The organism is Parabacteroides sp. AF21-43 (genome assembly GCF_003635435.1).
In the GTDB taxonomy this organism is placed as follows: Bacteria; Bacteroidota; Bacteroidia; order Bacteroidales; family Tannerellaceae; genus Parabacteroides; species Parabacteroides distasonis.
In genome coordinates this window covers 13,819-29,422 of the sequence record NZ_QTMG01000029.1, presented here as the reverse complement: position 1 = coordinate 29,422, position 15,604 = coordinate 13,819, and the positions used below count along the sequence as shown (strand labels likewise).

15 protein-coding genes are annotated in these 15,604 nt (G+C 47.3%); 3 read left to right on the top strand and 12 right to left on the bottom strand.

The genetic code is table 11. The features are described 5' to 3' along the window. Nucleotides 1-58 precede the first annotated feature (58 nt). The 6 genes from DWX84_RS17280 to DWX84_RS17255 form a co-directional block, all read right to left on the bottom strand. Nucleotides 59-3,688: an ATP-binding protein gene (locus DWX84_RS17280; RefSeq protein WP_121960979.1), complete on the bottom strand. Its 3,630-nt coding sequence runs from the start codon at nt 3,686-3,688 to the stop codon at nt 59-61. Continuing rightward, nucleotides 3,672-4,241 carry a hypothetical protein gene (locus tag DWX84_RS17275; RefSeq protein WP_005866029.1) on the bottom strand — a complete coding sequence of 190 codons (570 nt, stop codon included), beginning with the start codon at nt 4,239-4,241 and terminating at the stop codon, nt 3,672-3,674. The genes DWX84_RS17280 and DWX84_RS17275 overlap by 17 nt, the downstream gene beginning before the upstream one ends. 84 nt (nt 4,242-4,325) lie before the next feature. Further along, nucleotides 4,326-5,513 carry a hypothetical protein gene (locus DWX84_RS17270; protein WP_048928060.1) on the bottom strand — a complete coding sequence of 396 codons (1,188 nt, stop codon included), beginning with the start codon at nt 5,511-5,513 and terminating at the stop codon, nt 4,326-4,328. A 275-nt stretch (nt 5,514-5,788) separates the two neighbouring features. Then, nucleotides 5,789-6,751, bottom strand: a complete 963-nt coding sequence (locus DWX84_RS17265; RefSeq protein WP_009018803.1) for an IS3 family transposase — start codon at nt 6,749-6,751, stop codon at nt 5,789-5,791. Between the two features lie 26 nt (nt 6,752-6,777). After that, the gene (locus tag DWX84_RS17260; protein WP_121960980.1) at nt 6,778-7,155 is read right to left on the bottom strand and encodes a transposase; all 378 of its coding nucleotides are present in this window, start codon (nt 7,153-7,155) and stop codon (nt 6,778-6,780) included. Between the two features lie 60 nt (nt 7,156-7,215). Beyond that, entirely contained in the window at nt 7,216-8,229 is a 1,014-nt protein-coding gene (locus tag DWX84_RS17255; protein WP_048928058.1) for a Gfo/Idh/MocA family protein, read from the bottom strand. Between the two features lie 166 nt (nt 8,230-8,395). Here DWX84_RS17255 and DWX84_RS17250 point away from each other — a divergent pair, with 166 nt between their 5' ends. Then, nucleotides 8,396-8,983 carry a DUF4251 domain-containing protein gene (locus DWX84_RS17250; protein ID WP_005861917.1) on the top strand — a complete coding sequence of 196 codons (588 nt, stop codon included), beginning with the start codon at nt 8,396-8,398 and terminating at the stop codon, nt 8,981-8,983. Nucleotides 8,984-9,066: 83 nt separating this feature from the next. Here the strand turns inward: DWX84_RS17250 and gcvT are convergent, their stop codons facing one another. The 5 genes from gcvT to rplU all read right to left on the bottom strand — a co-directional run bounded on the left by gcvT (nt 9,067) and on the right by rplU (nt 13,612). Next, nucleotides 9,067-10,152 carry a glycine cleavage system aminomethyltransferase GcvT gene (gcvT, locus tag DWX84_RS17245; RefSeq protein ID WP_005861915.1) on the bottom strand — a complete coding sequence of 362 codons (1,086 nt, stop codon included), beginning with the start codon at nt 10,150-10,152 and terminating at the stop codon, nt 9,067-9,069. Nucleotides 10,153-10,165: 13 nt separating this feature from the next. Further along, nucleotides 10,166-11,386: a peptidase T gene (gene pepT, locus DWX84_RS17240; RefSeq protein WP_048928057.1), complete on the bottom strand. Its 1,221-nt coding sequence runs from the start codon at nt 11,384-11,386 to the stop codon at nt 10,166-10,168. 56 nt (nt 11,387-11,442) lie between these two features. Further along, the gene (locus DWX84_RS17235; RefSeq protein WP_008774031.1) at nt 11,443-12,849 is read right to left on the bottom strand and encodes an amidophosphoribosyltransferase; all 1,407 of its coding nucleotides are present in this window, start codon (nt 12,847-12,849) and stop codon (nt 11,443-11,445) included. A 156-nt stretch (nt 12,850-13,005) separates the two neighbouring features. Further along, complete coding sequence (rpmA, locus tag DWX84_RS17230; protein WP_005861909.1) at nt 13,006-13,272, bottom strand: 50S ribosomal protein L27; 267 nt, start codon at nt 13,270-13,272, stop codon at nt 13,006-13,008. 22 nt (nt 13,273-13,294) lie between these two features. Beyond that, nucleotides 13,295-13,612 carry a 50S ribosomal protein L21 gene (gene rplU / locus DWX84_RS17225; RefSeq protein WP_005861907.1) on the bottom strand — a complete coding sequence of 106 codons (318 nt, stop codon included), beginning with the start codon at nt 13,610-13,612 and terminating at the stop codon, nt 13,295-13,297. Nucleotides 13,613-13,833: 221 nt separating this feature from the next. On the opposite strand from rplU, the gene DWX84_RS17220 reads away from it, so the two are divergent. Together DWX84_RS17220 and DWX84_RS17215 are read left to right on the top strand one after the other, a co-directional pair. Further along, complete coding sequence (locus tag DWX84_RS17220) at nt 13,834-14,169, top strand: helix-turn-helix domain-containing protein (protein WP_005861905.1); 336 nt, start codon at nt 13,834-13,836, stop codon at nt 14,167-14,169. Next, nucleotides 14,169-15,299 carry a type II toxin-antitoxin system HipA family toxin gene (locus tag DWX84_RS17215; protein ID WP_121960981.1) on the top strand — a complete coding sequence of 377 codons (1,131 nt, stop codon included), beginning with the start codon at nt 14,169-14,171 and terminating at the stop codon, nt 15,297-15,299. Before DWX84_RS17220 ends, DWX84_RS17215 begins: the two co-directional genes overlap by 1 nt. 20 nt (nt 15,300-15,319) lie before the next feature. On the opposite strand, the gene DWX84_RS21520 is transcribed toward DWX84_RS17215, so the two are convergent. Next, entirely contained in the window at nt 15,320-15,478 is a 159-nt protein-coding gene (locus tag DWX84_RS21520; RefSeq protein WP_154396217.1) for a hypothetical protein, read from the bottom strand. Nucleotides 15,479-15,604 lie beyond the last annotated feature (126 nt).

Here is a 15,604-nt window from a genome sequence, read left to right as displayed (position 1 = left end):
CCTATGAGAGAGCCTCGTCTCTCACCCGTATCAACCGAGGCCCTAACATAGATCGTAACTAATCGAACTGCGTAATCACCCTGCGAATCCGGGTGAAGCTATCCGTATCCTTCTCCAGTTTATAGATGTGCTTATAGGACAGGGCATCCTGCTCGGTCGGCGAACCATTGATCAAGAGAATATCCCGGTCGTTGGCAAATTTCAAGATACCCGCCACGTTGTTCGGGTGCAGCTTCCCGATCTCATCCATCATGCAATGGAGCCTGAAATCGGAGAATACCGTGGAGGCGTTCCGCTTGAACACGTTCAGCAACATGATATTCACCATGGATTTGACCAAGATATCCGTACCCTCGGAGCCTACGTTCGTAAGACGTTCTACGAAGCCCGTATCATTCCGGTTCTCGATCACCCGGAATTTAAGGTCGAAGAAGTCCGCCAAGCGGATCAAGTTGCCGGAATAAGCGTCCATCGACTTGATCAACTCACGCAACAACGTCGTCGCCTTCTCCCGGGTAGTCGTATCGTCGGTCGAGGAAGCGAACAGGTTCTGCCCCAAATCCCAGCTATATTCCTCGTTGAATCGCTTGATCTCCTTCAACAGATTGACGATCTTGTTCTGGCTCGGATCAATACGCATCTCGATACACTGGATAATCCCCACGAAGTTCTTCTCCTTGAAATCGGCGTTGATCTGATCCACCACGCCACGGATATTACCTTCCTGAGAGACCATGCTTTTCGTGTCCGCCGTAATCTGCCGGAAGATATCGGAGTTGCGGGTATTGATACGCGATTGGTATTCCGAGACCTTATCCTCGTCGATAAACTCCTTCAAGTCGCAAGCGAAATCCATATACTCTTTATCATCCGAGAAGCTCGTCTTGAAGGCGAACACATTATCCTCGGAGAAATTGCCGGTGTAGGCGGTTATCTCCTTGCGCAGCTCGGAAAGCTTCTGGGATTGCTCGCTGACGCGGATCGTGATCTCCCGTACCAAGGAACGGCAATCGCCATCCGTATCGGTACGGTTCATGGAAGAGAAGATGGATTCCCTAGAGGTAAACCAGTCCAACAGGGTAGAGCGGTGATATTCCTCCCGGTTCTCCAACGCTTTCCGGTTGGACTCCTTCAGCTCCTTCAACTCGGCATCTACCTTGAAGATACTCCGGTTCACGTCCGCCAGACGCTTTTTCAATTCCTCCCGTTCCCCGTGGATGATCTGCTGCAAACGTAGGCTCTCCGCCGTCCAGTCGGGTACCTTATCCAGCATCTCTCGTTTATCTTTCAGATACTCGATAATCAATGCCTTGGTCTCGTTGATATATTTAATCTCCCCACCGATATACGCCAAGCGGGAATGGATCTCCTCCAAACGTTTCGGATCGCCACCGCTAGCGGTCAGGCTATCCAATTGCTCCCTGTCATATCCGGATTTGCGCTCTTCCAGCTCCGCTTTCTTGCGTGCGATCTCCTCCGAGATAGCTTCCCTTGCGACGGAGAGTTCCTTATCCAAAGCAGCCAGCTCGTCTTTCTCTTGCTCATCCAAGGAAGCGAGTTCCCGGTCCATCTTGCCTTGAAGCGTGGCGATCTCCTGCTGGATCGAGGAAAGGACGGCCTCGGCAGCGTTCAACTCCTCCTCCAAGCGCCGGATCTCCTCCTGCCTGAGACGGGTCGCCTGATCCCGCAAGGCCGACATACGAGACTCGCCCTCTTTCTTGCGAACCGCCAGTTGTTCCAACTCATATTCCGCATGATAGATATCCTCCTTGATGGACTTCACCGAGGATTGATATTGCTTGCGAAGATTCTCCTTGGCCGCCTCCAAATCCTGCCGCGCCGTAGCGATGAACCGCTGGATCCCGGCACGTTTTTCCTCGGCATCCTTCTTCTCCGTCAAGTAATCCTCCTTGGTCTTGACATTCCGGTGAATCCCGGAGGTGAAGCGGATTCCATAAAAGGTATCTCCCTCGCCTACCTCCGCCGTAAACTCTTTCCCGTAAAGCAGGCGCTCGTCACACACTTGCCCGATCGTCTGCTCCCAGCCGGGCTTATGCTCGGACAGCCAGTTGAAGAAACTATCTTTCTGGTTATCCAAGAACTCCGTCAGTTCCGCTAGCTTAGCGCTCAGGGCCTCGATCTTCACCTCGTTGGATTCCGCTAGCTTTTGATAATCCTCATCCAGATGCTTCCCGGCGGTCTCGAACTCTTTCGTCTGGTAGTTCAACTCGTACTTCAGCTCACGGATCTTCAGCTCCAAGTCCTTCCGGTTCGCATCGTAATTGCCGAGACGCCCCTTGACCGCCTCCAATTCCTCCGAGGTTCCCGACTGCCCCCGGGCAGTCTTGATACGCATCTTCAAGGCGGCGACCTCCGTCGTACGTTTCTCCCGATCCACCAACAAACGCTCTTTCTCCTCCGAGGCGGCATGGCGCAATTCCTCCCGTAGCCGTCGATAATACTCCCGGCGAGCCTCCCGACGAGCATTGATCTCGGTCTCTGCCGCCAGTAATTGTTTCTGTTTCTCGTTCTCGAAGCCGGCCAACTCGTTCTTCAGATTAGCGATCAAATTGGCGTGCAAGACCGAGGCTTCTTTATTCTTGGAAGAAAGCAAATCTTTCTCCACGACTAAGGATTCCTGTTCCTGCTGTAAGATCTCCAATTTGTTACAACGATCCATCGCCGTCTGGATATCTTTCCCGGCATAGAAAACCCGTTTCGCTTCCGCCTCCGACAAGGCGTTTTTCAGCACGGCCAACTCGCCTTCCATCGTGGCTGTCCGGTTCTTCGATTCAGCGTCTAGCTTATCCCTTTGCTTATAGAAATCCGATTTGACCGCCTCCTGCTCGTGTATCTTCCGGGACAACTCCGGCAAGATACGCTCCGTTTCCAGATAAGCCCCGCGCAATTGGCGGCACAGATCGTTGATCCGTAAATCCCGCTTACGGATATCGTCCGACAAGGTGGAGATCCCGGCGGCCTTCCGCACCATGCCCGGCTCACGAAAAACACCGATATCATTCAGTTGCGCCTCAAAACCGGATAGATGGCTCCGATAACGGCTCAAGTCGATCACGCTATCCGCCTCGTTCAAGGAGGTGATGATCGTCTGCTTGATATAATCCGCCTCCAAGCGTGAATTCAGCAAGACGTTCTGGATCGTACGGATGATATTCTGATACGAGCCGCTCTCCATCAAGGAATAACAGGAGTAATCCCGTTTATTATCCGAGTTTCCGTAGAGGATATTCCGGTATTCCTCATACGTGGAGATCGCCCCGCTATATTTGATACCGTTCTTATCGAGCACCGAGCGGATACGATCCGACGGATAAGGCGCTCCCTCCTCGTCGATAAAAAGATCCGGCCGGTACGGAGAGGCGATAAAACGGTAGCAGATACGGTTCATCGTCTTATAACTAAGTACCGTAAACCAACCATCCTCCCTCGCTACCTCGTAGATGATCGAGGAATCGGCATAAGGGAAATAATAATCCTGATACGACTTCTTCTCGACCGGGATTCCGAGCCGCTGCGTATCGGCGTTGTAAAAGAAAAGGATCGCACGGAGGATCGTACTCTTCCCCACTCCCTGCGTTCCGATTAAATGTATATTTCCATCCAGCTGCACTTCCGAGTAACGGATAGCGGCGCTGTTTATAAATACTATTTTATTGAGATATCTCATCTTCGTTCTTTATGTTAATACTATGGATCATCTTCGTGAGGTAATCCCACGAGGAGAGCACTTTCCACGTCCCGTTCATATCGCTTACGCACTCGATAAAGCCCTCTTTCGTCATCCTGTCCAAGATGGTATCGAGGATATCCTTGCGTTTCTCCTTGCCTCCGGTATGTTTTTTCAACCCGTCCAGCTTCATCTCTAGATCCATGTCGATACGGGAACGTACCAATATCTCCGCCGGCGAGAAAGTGAAACCGGGCCCGAAGGCCGTATCGTACGTACAGAAGAAGTCCATGATATCGATCCAAGCGAAGAAACGCTGGAGCTTTTGCTCCAAGGTAGCCCGGGGCTCCTTGCGGGAGAAGTAGAAGTAATTATTCCCCTGCTCCAACACGAAATTGATATGCGAGAAATAATCACGTAAACGCTCAAAATTATCTTCTACGACCGAGAAGAGTGTCCTCAACTCCTTTACACTTGTATTCGAGCACAGAAAATTACCTTTCGACAGGTAATCATAGATCTGTGCGGTCTGTACCGGTAAATTATCTATCATCTTATTATTGTTGTTTTATTTTATCCAGTTGTAGAGACGGGGCGTGCCCCGTCTCATCACAGGGGGCACGCCCCGTCTCTACAACTAGGTTCTTTGAATAATGGCATATTCTATATGCTCCGTATGCCCAAAACGGTCTGTTATCTCCAACTCATTTTCATAGAGGGAGAGTAAACGGCAAAATAACGTAACCTTCGCCTCGAAATCCATCTCCCGGTTATACTCGTAGCCCATCACGAAAGAGAACAAATCCCCTCCGGTCCGGCTAAAAACATCCATCATCTTCCGGGTATTGATAGCAGCCTCCCCCACTTCTTGATTCTCCATCTGCTCGGCGGAGATCACGCCCAGCTCCTGCCGGTGGATAGCCTTGTCCGGCCGCATGCCGTCGGCCACCTTCAAGATGACATCCAGCGCCTCGTCCGTTTGCAAATAAGGAATGGAAATCTTGAATAAGGTAGGCTGCACGCCCTCCAATACCACGGAACGCTCCGCGTCTACCACCTCCCGCACGTTCGTGTTCTCCTGTAACTCAAACTGCTCCCGCAGATATTTGATACGACGCAGCTTACGGGTAAAACCCACCTGCGTACGGATCTGGTTCAAGTAATCAATGATATCCTGTTGGGAATGGATCAAGCTATGGCCGGCGCTCAATAACTCCGTCTTCAACTCACGGGCGATCGTCAACAGCTCCTCGTCCGGGACTTGGGCGAAAAAGGGAGTCCGTTCCCGATCCAGCAGCTTCTCCACTTCCACGATCAGGCGGTTGATCTCGATTCGTTTAGCGTCCAGATTCTCCAGTTTGGCGATCTTCACCTTATAGCTCGGCTCGTTCTTGAACGTATTATCGATCACCCGTTGCAAGGACACCACGTTACGTACCAAGATCTTCCCGATCTTCCGCAAATGCGCCTTGACCGATCGCAGATAACCCAGCTTACGCAAATCGTTATCCTCCTTGCCATAATAATCGATCAATTGATACACCAACTGGATATTCTCATCGATCACCGAGGTAGAAATCTCCTCATTCGCCTCCAGAAGCAGCTCATAGAAAGAGAGATAATGCTCATCCATCTCGATATAAGGGCCGTTCCTGCGGATCACCTCACGCTCGATCAAGATATTCAATTTATTCTCATCGATAATATCCAACGCATAATCATAGCGAAACGGTAATGATTTTCTTTTCTCAAATAAGACCTCCAATAGGTCCTTTCCCAGATTTAGCGTGTTCGTTATATGGGGTATTGAATTATATATGTACATCCTAAACAATTAAGGACACAAAGGTAATAAAAATACAAGTAACCCTTTTTTCTCCGTGATGAAAAAGGATTTCCATCGTAGTGAAAAAGCTTTTTCATCACGGTGGAAAAAGTTTTTCACCCCGATGGAAAAAGAGGAAAATCACGAACAGTTGTCTTTTCCTGATTTATCTAGACACTTTTTTTGTTTATAAACGTAATCAGTAGACAGTAGTTATAAAGTAATACTGATATAGTAGTCACTTCTTTTAACTTCATACTGATAACATAGACACATTACCTCTGGGCCGAACAGAGCCCTTCTGAGAGATTAGTTGTTCGGCTTTGCAAAGCTATCGTATCCATCTCTTTCTCGTTACTTTTCACGGGTTTTCTTTTATTCCGCCACATTTTTATTTGCGTTTCCTTCTCCCCGTGCACTATGCCCGGGGTTTTATAACCGACACTCATGTGCGGTCGGCGGTAGTTGTAGAAGTAGATGTAGCGCTCTATCACGCTCGCGGCACGCTCGATGGTCTCGAACAGCCCTTGCCTATAGAGGCGTTCCACTTTAATTATCCCATTGATACGTTCCGCCACGGCATTGTCCGTGGGCTTGTAGTCTTCCGTCATGCTGATGGCAATGCCATGCCGCCGAAGGCGCTCCACGTACGCGTCGCAACAATACTGCACGCCACGGTCAGAGTGGTGTATCAGGCCCTCCAGATTTTCACTCCCTGTCATCTCAACGGCCTGGTCTATGGCCTGCCGCAACGCCTCAAGCGTGGCTGAGGCACGCAAGCTATCAGCCAGTACCCATCCCACTATCTTATGGGAATAAGCATCCGTGACCAGATGCAGGTAACAGACGTCTCCGCCGGCAAGCGGTATATAGGTAATATCGCTAACCCACAGTTGATTGGGAGAGGTTGGGACAAAGCCCTTTATCAAGTTCTTCCACTTATGGTAACGATGGTTGGAATTGGTTGTGCCCCTGGCTTTGCGGGGAGGAAGCATCAGGCGGTGTCGACGAAGCAGCGTGTAGAAGCTGTCGCGACCGGGCATGAACCTCTCTCCGAAGAGGGCGGTGAGCATGATCCACAGCTTGTAACCACCGATACCGGGATCCTCGCCACGTATCTCACGTACGGTATCCAGCATGAGACGTTCATTCTTCACATGGCTCCCAATGTCAGCCTTGGACTGGTAATAGGCTTGACGACAATGGCCAAACAGACGGCAGGCTGGCGCTACTTTCATCTTGCGAAGCCTGACCAGTTCCGTTACTATTTGGCCCCAGGTTTTTTTCTGATGGGAATGTTAAAATACTCTTCCGCACGCGTGATCATTAAATCACGGGCCTCGGTGTCCAACCGGGAGAAGGCAAGGGCCTTCTCCAACTCCTTAACACGCTTCTTGAGTCGCGCGTTTTCATCATGGTAATCCTCTTTGCTTCGATCGCTCATATCCGTAGGGGCTTGACACGGAGCCAAAGATTCCTCTTTTACCACTGATTCATACTTCGCCAGCCATTTATTTAACAAAGTTATCCCACTAATACCATGTTGTTTGCAAAAACTGGTTTTGCTCATGCCGGATTGATAATAAGAATGAAGAAGATGCAATTTCTCTTCTTCGCTGTAATGCTCATGTTTTTTGCGCATAATAATTACACATTTTATTGTTATTGAATGTGTCTACCTATATCAGCATAAGACAAGTTATCAATCCGCCGGATAGACAATTCCCAACTGCCGGCGTACTTCATCGATAATCTCCAATGTAATCAAAGAATTATCAAGGCTATTGATTTCTGACTCCCGCTTGCCAGACAAGACGAGGTTGATAAATTCCGCTACCTCATAATAGTACTCATCCTTATCGGCGACCACGCTTAGGTCTTCCGGAACCGGTTCCGGGCCTTTTCCCATCGCCGGAGCTAAACGGGGAGAATACGTCACTTTACGGATGATATTGATCCGGTCCAAGGTCAAGTTCCCCTCCTCCCCTTGTATCTCGGTAGGCAAGGCGGAGTTGACGATCTTAGAATAAAGCACCGTGGCGTTCATCCCCTCATACAAGAAATTCACGGCCCCTTGCCCGTCCGCTCCTGAGGACAGGACTATGCCCGAGGCATCTATCTTCTTTGGGCGACCAAACAAGACAACCATCGGATAGACCGTATAAATACCGATATCCATCATGGCCCCATTAGACAACTCCGGCTTGAAAGCGTTCAACACGATTCCTTCCTTGAACTTATCATAACGGGAGGAATACTGGCAATAGCAGGCGAAATAACGACGAACCGTACCTACACGCCCAAGATTCTCTCGCACGGCAAGAAAGTTCGGCGTAAGCGTAGGCTTCATCGCCTCCATCAACGTGACATTATATGTACGGGAAGCCTCGATCATCGCACGTACTTCTTTCGCGTTGGAAGCGAAGGGTTTCTCGCAAAGAACATGCTTGCCATAGCTCATGCAAAGAATACTCTGGGAGGCATGAAGGAAGTTCGGGGAGGCAATATACACAGCGTCGATCAACGGGCTTTTCGCCATCTCCTCCAAGGAGGTAAACGTATACGGTATATTATGTTTCGAGGCGAAAGCATCTGCCGTCTCCTGAGTTCTCGAATATACAGCTACCAGTTCAAAACGCTCATCCTGCCGGGCTCCGGCAATTACCCAATCACTTATGAAATTGGTTCCGACTACACCAAAACGTACTTTATCCATATTCTATCGTATTATGTTCTTTATTTACAAATGTACGATTTCTGTTTAACATAAATACTCCGTGGAAATGTTATTGTATCTATAAAAAGGATAAGTCACAGGAACTTTTTCGCAACGACGCTGTTTAATCTATACAATTTAAAACCGTTTTAAAACTAAATCAAGTATGAAAAGAATTGTATCTTTTATCGTCGTTCTCGCTGTCGCTATGTGCGGAATGACACAAGTTATGGCTCAAAAATCGATAACAAAGGAAGCCAAAAAAGTAGAGAGAGAAATCAAGAAACAAGAGCGTCTGGCACAAGATGCCGTAGAAGGCCAAGAAGAGTTTAACGCCGCTGTACAAGCTATCAACAACCAATCATTCGTATTGGAGGCTAACAACATACAACCGATGAACGGACAGGTATTCTACGTAAATTCAAATACGAACTTCGTATCTTTGAATGACGGACAGGCTATGGTCCAGATCGCATCCAACTCTCCGTATCCCGGTCCTAACGGATTAGGTGGTATCACCGTACAAGGTAGCGCCTCCAATATCCAGACCAAGCAGGATGACAAGGGCAATGTTTATCTGAACATGAACGTACAGGGTGTGTTTATCTCCGCTACCGTTAGCTTGATGCTTACCAACGGAACAAACAACGCAACCGTTACCGTAGACCCGAACTTCTCCGGTAGAAACTTGAGAATGACCGGTACCCTACTTCCGTACTCGCAATCGAACATTTTCCAGGGAACAACATATTAATCATGTCCAACTTTTCTATAATAAAGAAGGCGGTGCTCCGTGAGGAACATCGCCTTCGAACTATTTATAGATAGCCTTATCTCTTATTTACGGAAAGGAGCCTTTACCACTTGAGCCTTCAAGTTCTTATTACGCACCTTGATAAAGATATCCGTACCCGCTTTCGCGAACTCAGGTTTCACGTATCCCATACCGATCCCCTTCTTCAATACCGGAGACATCGTACCAGAAGTAACCACGCCGATTACATTCCCTTCCGCATCGGCGATCTCATAGCCATGACGGGGAATTCCCTTTTCCTGCAACTCGAAAGCACACAACTTACGGGTTACGCCCTCTTTCTTCTGACGCTCCAATTCCGCACGATTCGTAAAGTTCTTACCCTCGGCGAACTTCGTGATCCAGCCTAAACCAGCCTCGATCGGAGAGGTCGTATCGTCCAAATCATTTCCATACAGACAGAAGCCCATCTCAAGACGAAGCGTATCGCGTGCTCCCAAACCGATCGGCTTGATGCCTTCTGGCTTACCAGCCTCGAAGATAGCGTTCCAGATCGTCATCGCATCACTCGGATAGAAATACAACTCGAAGCCACCCGCACCGGTATACCCCGTGTTGGAGATAATCACGTTTTTGCAACCGGCGAACTCACCCGTCACAAATGAATAGTAAGGAATAGAAGATAAATCAACCGGAGTAAGACGTTGAAGAACCTCCTGTGCTTTCGGTCCTTGGATAGCCAATTGAGCCGTACGGTCGGAAGAATTCTCCAATTCGGCACCTACCGTATTATGGCTTACGCACCAATCCCAATCCTTGTCGATATTACCGGCGTTTACGACCAGCAAATATTTCTCCGGCTCGTAATGATATACCAAAAGGTCATCCACGATACCTCCCTTGTCGTTCGGGAAACAAGTATATTGAGCCTTACCAAGCGGCAAGACAGAAGCGTCGTTAGAAGTTACGCTTTGAATGAAAGCCAAGGCGTTCGGGCCTTTTACCCAAAACTCGCCCATGTGGGAAACATCAAACACACCTACACCATTCACTACAGTCATGTGTTCGTCGATAATTCCGGAATATTCGATAGGCATATTGAAACCTGCGAATTCGTGCATCTTTGCACCCAACGCGATATGCACGTCGGTAAACGGAGTTGTTTTCATGTAATTATTGCATTTAAGATTTACGAGCCGATAGCTCTATGATTTTTATAACTGTTTCCATACTCTTCTCCAACGAACGAACGGGCAAGAACTCATAACGTCCGTGGAAATTCAGGCCTCCCGCGAAAATATTCGGGCAAGGCAATCCCATAAACGACAGGCGGGCACCATCCGTACCTCCCCGGATCGGTTTCACGATCGGTTCCACCCCGACAGAGATCATCGCCTCAAACGCCAAATCAACGATATGCTTCTGGGGCTCCACGACCTCGCGCATATTGTAATATTGATCCCGAAGCTCCAAATGCGCACATCCCGGATGCGCTTCATTCATCTTATCAACCAACGTACGAAGCAATTCTTTCTTCTCCTCGAACAACTTCCGGTCATGGTCACGGATGATGTAAGATAGAGTAGCCTCCTCGACTGAACCGGTCATACCGGTCAAATGGAAGAATCCCTCATAACCAGTCGTATGCTCCGGACGTTGCTCGGCCGGCAACCAAGAAGCAAACTCGATCGCACGCAAGGAAGCGTTTTGCATCTTATCCTTGGCGTATCCCGGATGTACGTTCAAGCCCTTGAAGATAATTTTAGCGCCGGCGGCATTGAAATTCTCATATTCCAACTCACCGATTTGTCCACCGTCAATCGTATATCCCCAATCACAACCGAACTTCTCCACGTCGAAATGATCAGCACCTTGTCCGATTTCCTCATCCGGGGTAAAAGCGATACGGATCTTACCGTGCTTGATCTCCGGATGATCCTTCAAATATTGCATAGAGGCGACGATAGCGGCTACACCTCCCTTATCATCGGCACCTAATAAAGTCTTACCATTCGTTACGATAATATCCTGTCCCTTATAATCTGAAAGCTCTGGGAACATCGATTGAGATAGTACAACATTTTCTTCCGCATCCAAGACAATATCACCACCCAGATAAGTCACGATACGAGGTTGAACATTCTTACCCGACATATCCGGACTCGTATCCAAATGAGCGATAAAACCGATAGTCGGGATTTTCTCGTCCGTATTAGCCGGCAGAGTAGCCATTACATAACTATTCTCATCCAAGGAGATCTCCTCCATACCGATCGCTTCCAATTCCTTCACCAAAGCCTCGGCAAAGACACGTTGTCCCGGCGTACTAGGAGTCGTACCCGTCTCCTCGTTCGACTGGGTATCGAACGTAACGTACTTTAAAAATCTATCTAAAACTGTCATAACTCACTCTTTTTAGCCATTAAAACATTGCAGGCATAAAAGTAGGTAAAATTTTTCTAAAAACAGCTTGAACCATCAAAGCAATGCGTACAAACCTTACACTTAGGAAGGTCGATCGCCTCCACCAAGGTTTCCAGCGTATTAAACTTCAAGGAACTCAACCCGAAACGCTCGGCGATAATTCCGACCATCTTCTTATATTCCGGAGAGTCTGTCGTAGCATATTTATCCAGATTCTTATTCTCATCCCCTTCCAATTCCTTGATAATCTGACGAGTTATCAACTCCAAAGGACTCTTGGAAGAAGTAAAACCGATAAACGGGCAACTATAAATCAATGGAGGGCAAGCGATACGCATATGTACCTCTTTCGCCCCATAATCATATAAGATCTTCACGTTATCACGAAGCTGTGTACCACGCACGATCGAGTCGTCGCAGAAAAGGATGCGTCTGCCTTCCAGCATCGCACGGTTCGGTATCAATTTCATCTTAGCCACCAAGGAACGCATCTCTTGGTTAGCCGGGGTAAAACTACGAGGCCACGTCGGTGTATACTTAGCGATAGCCCGATGATAAGGCACCCCCTTACCTTCCGCATACCCCAAAGCCATACCCACACCGGAGTCCGGTATACCACAAGCGCAATCCACCTCCGAGTCATCCTTCTGCCCCATCTTATAGCCACTCATAAACCGGACATCCTCCACGTTCTTTCCCTCATAGCAAGAAACAGGGAATCCATAATATACCCAAAGGAAAGAGCAGATCTGCATCCCTTCATTCGGTTTACGCATCTGCTCCATACCATCGGCACGCAAACGGACGATCTCGCCCGGGCCTATAAATTTCTCGATCTCATAATCCAAGTTCGGAAGACTGCTGGACTCGCTGGTCGCCGCATAAGCCCCGTCTTTCCTTCCGATTACGATCGGCGTACGCCCCCATTTGTCACGGGCAGCGATAATACCATCCTCCGTCAGGAGCAACATGGAGCAAGAGCCCTTTATCTTATTGTAAACATTCTCAATGCCCTCCACGAAGTCCTTGCCTTGTGTAATCAGCAAAGCGACTAACTCCGTCTGATTCGTTTTTCCTGAACTCAATTCCGAAAAATGCATATTCGCCTTCAATAACTCATCCTCCAATTCGTCCAAGTTATTGATCTTTGCCACCGTCACGATCGCGAATTTTCCTAAGTGAGAGTTGATAACGATTGGCTGCGCATCCGTATCGCTGATAATACCGACCCCGGCATTTCCTTTGAATTTAGGAAGCCCCGGTTCAAACTTGGTGCGGAAATAAGAATTCTCCAGATTGTGGATCGAACGCGTAAATCCTTCTTCCTTATCGTACGTAGCCATACCGCCTCTGCGGGTTCCTAGATGAGAATTGTAGTCCGTACCATAGAATAAATCCGTAATACAGTCTCCATTAGAAATAGTTCCGAAAAAACCACCCATTGTTTTTTATGTTTGTATTTATGTTTGAGACCGCAAAGTTACAAGTTTATTTATATATGTTCCAAAATTTACTTCATAACGTTTATTATCATCGGCAATAAAAAAAGGATACCCCTTTTCGGGATATCCTTTTCCTTATTCTTTGGTCGCAGAAACTTAAGCCTCAGCAACAACTTCTTTTACAGAAACGAATGATCTGTTTTCTTTTCCTCTACGGAAAGTAACAACGCCATCTACCAACGCATACAACGTATGATCCTTACCGATACCTACGTTCTCGCCCGGATGATGAACCGTACCTCTTTGACGAACGATGATGTTACCAGCTTTAGCAACCTCACCACCAAAAAGCTTAACACCTAATCTTTTACTTTGTGATTCACGGCCGTTCTTAGAACTACCCACACCTTTCTTATGTGCCATTTCTTTTCTTCTCCTTTAAACGTTAAGCAATAACTTCTTTAATACTCACCTCAGTGAACTGCTGACGGTGACCGTTCAATTTACGGTAACCTTTTCTTCTCTTCTTGTGGAATACCAGCACCTTGTCACCTTTTACCAGCGGAGATAATACCTCACATACTACCTTTGCGCCCTCTACAGTAGGAACACCCACTGTTACCTCACCGTTGTTATCTACTAACAACACCTTGTCAAACTCCACAACAGCACCGCTTTCTGCGTTCTGAATGTGATGAACGAACAATTTCTTGCCTTGCTCAGCCTTGAACTGTTGTCCGTTAATTTCTACGATTACGTACATCTGTCTTAAAATCTTTTAAACAGGTTAGGTCCCGGGGGTGGGCTCCGTCTCCGGCTCCACTTATTTACCCTCTGCGGAAAATCGAGTGCAAAGATAGAGTTTTTTATTTAATTCCACAAACATCTTCTTGAACTTTTAAAAAGCCACGCATAAGACGATGAGAATACAGAGCTTTTTACTACCTTTGCAACTAATAATATATTACTATTATCCAAATAAAGATGCAGGAAACAAATAATATGTTATCAGTTCTTGACAACTATACGCTAGACAACCCGGATGAGATCGCTAAAGAAATAGCCAACGACTTCCGCAAGCGACGTATAGAGAAGAATCTGACACGCGAACAAGTGTCGGAGAAGGCAGGTGTAGCAGTCAGTAATATCGTGCGATTCGAACAGAAAGGTCTTATCTCACTCAAGAACCTTATCGGCATAGCAATGGCATTAGGTTACACTTCGGAGATAAAGAAGCTTTTTTCCGAACCAAAATACTCCACCATGGAGGAGCTACTACAAATCCGCAAGAATACCAACAAGAAAAAAGTACATAAGTAATGAGAATCAAAAAAATAGAAAGACTTATCGTAAAGTATCACGAACAGATAGTCGGGACGCTTTCGCTCACTCCCGACAACAAACAGTGTGCCTTTGAATACGATAAAGCATGGCTTTCCAACGGTTTCAGTATATCCCCATTGGAACTTCCGCTGAAACTGGGATTGTTCATCGCAAAGCCCTCACCTTTTTATGGAAATTTCGGCGTTTTCGAAGACAGTCTGCCCGACGGCTATGGCCGCTACCTCTTGCATAAGACCTTACTCAAAGAAGGCATCAACGATACCCAATTGTCAGCGCTCGACCGTCTAAGCCTAGTGGGAAATGGGGGTATGGGAGCACTCACATACGAACCGGAAACCACCATAGGCACTTCGCATGAGACCCTTGATTTCGATCTGCTGCAAGAAAAAGCCTTGGAAGTGTTGCATGAGAAGAACGACGATGACGTAGAACTTCTTCTTTTCAACAGCCGAAATAGCGGCGGATGCAGACCCAAGGCACTGTTCTCCAACAATGAAGGGCATTGGATGGTGAAGTTCCGCCATACATACGACCCTCAAGACATGGGATTGATAGAATTTCATTACAATGAGTTAGCACGACAATGTGGCATCCACGTTCCGGACTTCAAACTAACCAACGGTAAGTATTTCACGACACGCCGCTTCGACATCTCGCAAGAAGGAGAACGTTTGCATACAGTCACAGCCGGAGGGCTGCTTAACATTCCACTATCCAACCCAATTCTTGATTATAGCAACTTACTGGCCCTAACTGGCTATCTAACGCAGAATCCTTTAGAAGTGGAAGAAATGTTTCGTCGTATGGTTTTCAACTATTTCACAGACAACAAAGATGATCATTGCAAGAATTTCAGTTTCACAATACAGAAAAGTGATACCAGCACATGGCAATGGCATCTTGCTCCCGCCTACGATCTCACCCTATGCACAGAGGGTTATAATGGTGAACATGCGACTTCGGTCAATGGAACCGGACATCCCACCATTCAGGACATGATAACCATCGGTACTAAAAGCAAGATGAATAAACTGCGCTGCATGCGAATCATTGAAGAGGTTAGAACTGGCTGCGGAGATTTGTTGCGGAACAAAGACTGGGAGTAATTTCGATGACAGGTAAGTACTCATTCACCTCCACTACCCTTGTTTTTCAACACCGCATTCACTACCATAGAACAGCTATCAGACTTCTCTGACCCGAAATATCCATACACTACACTGTTCATCTGACAGAAACAGACGATGAAGAGATGATGCCCCCCTTGCGTTGATAACGATCCCATAGGGTCTTAAAATCTGTACTTGTTACCATATCTTTTTATGAATCTGGAACGAAGGTCTAGAGATATCGCTCTTTGTTTATCAACAAGACTATTTGTCTATAGAAATCTACTTTTTGCCTTCAAAAA

What these genes read in the sequence shown, in the direction of transcription:
- gcvT (WP_005861915.1), bottom strand. Translation starts at nt 10,152, where the DNA reads ATGAAAACAACTCCGTTTACCGACGTGCATATCGCGTTGGGTGCAAAG.
- DWX84_RS21520 (WP_154396217.1), bottom strand. Translation starts at nt 15,478, where the DNA reads ATGGGATCGTTATCAACGCAAGGGGGGCATCATCTCTTCATCGTCTGT.
- rpmA (WP_005861909.1), bottom strand. Translation starts at nt 13,272, where the DNA reads ATGGCACATAAGAAAGGTGTGGGTAGTTCTAAGAACGGCCGTGAATCA.
- rplU (WP_005861907.1), bottom strand. Translation starts at nt 13,612, where the DNA reads ATGTACGTAATCGTAGAAATTAACGGACAACAGTTCAAGGCTGAGCAA.
- DWX84_RS17215 (WP_121960981.1), top strand. Translation starts at nt 14,169, where the DNA reads ATGAGAATCAAAAAAATAGAAAGACTTATCGTAAAGTATCACGAACAG.
- DWX84_RS17255 (WP_048928058.1), bottom strand. Translation starts at nt 8,229, where the DNA reads ATGGATAAAGTACGTTTTGGTGTAGTCGGAACCAATTTCATAAGTGAT.
- DWX84_RS17235 (WP_008774031.1), bottom strand. Translation starts at nt 12,849, where the DNA reads ATGGGTGGTTTTTTCGGAACTATTTCTAATGGAGACTGTATTACGGAT.
- DWX84_RS17280 (WP_121960979.1), bottom strand. Translation starts at nt 3,688, where the DNA reads ATGAGATATCTCAATAAAATAGTATTTATAAACAGCGCCGCTATCCGT.
- DWX84_RS17275 (WP_005866029.1), bottom strand. Translation starts at nt 4,241, where the DNA reads ATGATAGATAATTTACCGGTACAGACCGCACAGATCTATGATTACCTG.
- DWX84_RS17265 (WP_009018803.1), bottom strand. Translation starts at nt 6,751, where the DNA reads ATGAAAGTAGCGCCAGCCTGCCGTCTGTTTGGCCATTGTCGTCAAGCC.
- DWX84_RS17260 (WP_121960980.1), bottom strand. Translation starts at nt 7,155, where the DNA reads ATGCGCAAAAAACATGAGCATTACAGCGAAGAAGAGAAATTGCATCTT.
- DWX84_RS17250 (WP_005861917.1), top strand. Translation starts at nt 8,396, where the DNA reads ATGAAAAGAATTGTATCTTTTATCGTCGTTCTCGCTGTCGCTATGTGC.
- pepT (WP_048928057.1), bottom strand. Translation starts at nt 11,386, where the DNA reads ATGACAGTTTTAGATAGATTTTTAAAGTACGTTACGTTCGATACCCAG.
- DWX84_RS17270 (WP_048928060.1), bottom strand. Translation starts at nt 5,513, where the DNA reads ATGTACATATATAATTCAATACCCCATATAACGAACACGCTAAATCTG.
- DWX84_RS17220 (WP_005861905.1), top strand. Translation starts at nt 13,834, where the DNA reads ATGCAGGAAACAAATAATATGTTATCAGTTCTTGACAACTATACGCTA.